3 protein-coding genes are annotated in these 2,006 nt (G+C 36.6%); all 3 read right to left on the reverse strand.

Features of this window, described 5'->3' with window-relative positions; all coding sequences use genetic code 11:
• Nucleotides 1-72: 72 nt before the first annotated feature.
• The 3 genes from QUA77_RS28960 to QUA77_RS28970 all read right to left on the reverse strand — a co-directional run bounded on the left by QUA77_RS28960 (nucleotide 73) and on the right by QUA77_RS28970 (nucleotide 1,941).
• Entirely contained in the window at nucleotides 73-456 is a 384-nt protein-coding gene (locus QUA77_RS28960; RefSeq protein WP_333454061.1) for a helix-turn-helix domain-containing protein, read from the reverse strand.
• A 311-nt stretch (nucleotides 457-767) separates the two neighbouring features.
• Complete coding sequence (locus tag QUA77_RS28965; RefSeq protein WP_333454063.1) at nucleotides 768-1,052, reverse strand: hypothetical protein; 285 nt, start codon at nucleotides 1,050-1,052, stop codon at nucleotides 768-770.
• Between the two features lie 52 nt (nucleotides 1,053-1,104).
• Nucleotides 1,105-1,941 (reverse strand): IS4 family transposase, encoded by an 837-nt coding sequence (locus QUA77_RS28970; protein ID WP_333454065.1) that lies wholly within the window; start codon nucleotides 1,939-1,941, stop codon nucleotides 1,105-1,107.
• Nucleotides 1,942-2,006 lie beyond the last annotated feature (65 nt).

Below are 2,006 nucleotides of genomic sequence, written 5' to 3' on the forward strand. Positions count from 1 at the left end.
TTCATTCAATCATTCCTCTGTCGCGATCGTCGATCAATTATAGTATTTTTCTCCGCCCTTTACAAAAAAGCACTACCTTCTTTTTTTGACTAATTCTTCATTTTTTCTCGGATTTACTTTTTCAGCTTTTTGTCTGGTTATCTTCGCTTTTCTGTAAATCTTATAGTAACTTTCTTTCGATTCAAATATGACATCGTACTCCTCTATTAAATATATTTCTAGTTCGGATATATCCCAATATTCTTGGCATGATAACCACTGTATGGTTGATTCTTCCTCTTCTCTTGTTAGCTTGGTTTTCGCTCCTCTATAGCCTAATCTTAGACCTGGTATTCCTTGTGTTATAAATCTTTTTTTCCATTTACTTACATAACCTTGAGATACATTTAGTATATTTTCTATCGCTCTGTACACATAACCTTGTAGAGCCAGTTTTACGGCTAAGGCTCTCTTCATTTCTCGCGAGTCTCCATTACTATTTATAAATTTGATTAAACCTTCTATTTATCTTTCTTTTTCATTTTGATTGGCTGACATTTGCTTTCTTCCCTTTCATTTATTATCAAGCTTTTCTATTTTACCATAGAAATCCATATTTACATCTCAAATGGAATTGCTATATATGTTGCAATATTAGCCTCGAAGTGAGGGAGGATATTGAGAAGACATTGTTGTTACCGATCGCAGAGATTGAAAAACGCAAATGTGAAAAATCAGAGTAGGGCCGTCACACTCAAACCACCGAGAGTATCTGTGATTTTACTCAACTAAGTATGCCAAGCATTATTGAATTCTGGGTATGGTATTTTTTGAGAGGAGAGCCAAATTACTTCATAGCAAACAAGCGGGAAGTAAGAGGAAATATTTTCTTCAAGTGGATTTTGAAGATATCTTTTCAATCCTTGTACTATTGTAGTCAGCAGAATTCCTCGCAGGCTTTCTCTTAAAGCTCTAACAGCCCAAAAACGTTCTAAATTCTCTCCTTGGTTTGCCACTTCAATCAAGTAGTGAATAACTTTTTGGTCATTAGCACCAATTTTTCCCAGAATCATTAAGATTTTCCAATAAAGAGTATCATTATCTCTGGGAGGGTGACAAAGAGGGCTACAAAGTAGAATGAATAAGGGTTGCAGCCCGTATACCCTGTTGATAAAAGCGACATTTATTTCGAGTTAAATTTATTAACTCTTGCACAAATTCAGAATATTGCTCAAGATAATTAACCCATTTCTCTCCATCTAAACCAACTCCAAAGGTACTCCGTCTGTGGTATCTTTTTCTCGGTTCTTTAGGACGAGATATATATTTTTGCACCTGCATTTTTTGAATTTTAGTGCCTTGAAATACAGCCGAGCTATAGGCGAGTGTCATTAATAAAATCATTTTAATGAGTCGGTCTCCTGTTAAGCTAGTCCCTTCTAAATTGTAGCCTCCTGTTTTATAATCTCGGAACATTTCTTCAATTCCCATCCGCTGTTTGTAAGCAGTAATCGCTGCTGGTAATGAGCCTAAATCCGTTAGAATAAACCAGGCTTCTTTTACCGTCCATCCTTGATAGTTACGTTTCCACTTACAGGCAATATCAAACCCGCATACTGGTTGAGATTTTCTAACTTTTACTCCTTGAAAGTATAAAGAAGTTCCTGGTACTACTCCTAGTTGATCTAACCTTTGCCAGATTGAATTTTCTGTTGCCAGACAATGATTCTTTTTGAGCCTCAAGCAAAAAGATACACCCATTGCCTTCAGCCAGTTTCCCAAATCTACTGAACAAAATTCACGGTCTCCTAACACAATGACTTTATATTCTTTAAGTAATGGTAAGACTTGTTGTAGAGCGAGGGTTTGTTCAAATAAGTTACTGTTTCCTAATTTGGGTAACACTGACCAGTATAATGGGATAGCCCTCTTCTGCCAAATCAAGGCGATGTATCGGCTCAATAAGTCGGGGTAACAGTTAATCTAGTTGCCAAGACAAGCCCAAGGGATGAAGAGAAGACTTGGAG

It is taken from the genome of Microcoleus sp. K5-D4 (genome assembly GCF_036704575.1).
In the GTDB taxonomy this organism is placed as follows: domain Bacteria; phylum Cyanobacteriota; class Cyanobacteriia; order Cyanobacteriales; family Microcoleaceae; genus Microcoleus.

What these genes read in the sequence shown, in the direction of transcription:
- QUA77_RS28960 (WP_333454061.1), bottom strand. Translation starts at nt 456, where the DNA reads ATGAAGAGAGCCTTAGCCGTAAAACTGGCTCTACAAGGTTATGTGTAC.
- QUA77_RS28965 (WP_333454063.1), bottom strand. Translation starts at nt 1,052, where the DNA reads ATGATTCTGGGAAAAATTGGTGCTAATGACCAAAAAGTTATTCACTAC.